The organism is Streptococcus suis, from assembly GCF_002964045.1.
Classification (GTDB): domain Bacteria; phylum Bacillota; class Bacilli; order Lactobacillales; family Streptococcaceae; genus Streptococcus; species Streptococcus suis_U.
This window is the reverse complement of record NZ_POPB01000233.1, coordinates 1-661: the sequence shown is the minus strand read 5'-3', so window position 1 is coordinate 661 and position 661 is coordinate 1. Positions and strand designations below refer to the sequence as shown.

Annotated in this window: 1 protein-coding gene; it reads right to left on the bottom strand. The window is 48.3% G+C overall.

Features of this window, described 5'->3' with window-relative positions; all coding sequences use genetic code 11:
* A partial coding sequence (locus C1E99_RS02145) for an isopeptide-forming domain-containing fimbrial protein (protein ID WP_153060143.1) occupies positions 1 to 661 on the bottom strand: 661 nt, incomplete at both ends.

Genomic DNA, 661 nt, shown 5'->3' with positions numbered 1-661 from the left:
TGGTTACTTCATTTGATTTCTTCTTCGTCTCTGGGTTGTTATTGATCACATACTCGGCCGTATTCGGAATCTCGGTCTTGCCGTCTACCTTATAGGCTGAGAGGTTCGCGCCTGGACGAATCTTAGCTTTAAATGTCACTACGACTTCTTTACCGCCGTTAGCTTTCACTTGTGCTTCTGAAAGGGTGACTGTCAAGCGTTGGTCTTGAACCGCAATCGTTGCGTCGGCACTTGCGTCCTTGCCATCGATTGTGACAGTTGCGCCACCTTTTTCGCCGTCAAACTCTAAGACATCTACGAGGGTATCGCTGAGCTCAAAGGCTGTCGCATCAGTTGGTACCGCACTGGTGATATGGTAGGTGAAGCTTTCTTCACGTGTTGCCAAGTCCGCACGGTCCGCTCCATTTACATCCTTGACAATCGGTGGATTCTCTGGACTTGGTGGAGTTACTGGTACTTCATTTGATTTCTTCTTCGTCTCTGGGTTGTTATTGATCACATACTCGGCCGTATTCGGAATCTCGGTCTTGCCGTCTACCTTATAGGCTGAGAGGTTCGCACCTGGACGAATCTTAGCTTTAAATGTCACTACGACTTCTTTACCGCCGTTAGCTTTCACTTGTGCTTCTGAAAGGGTGACTGTCAAGCGTTGGTCTTGAAC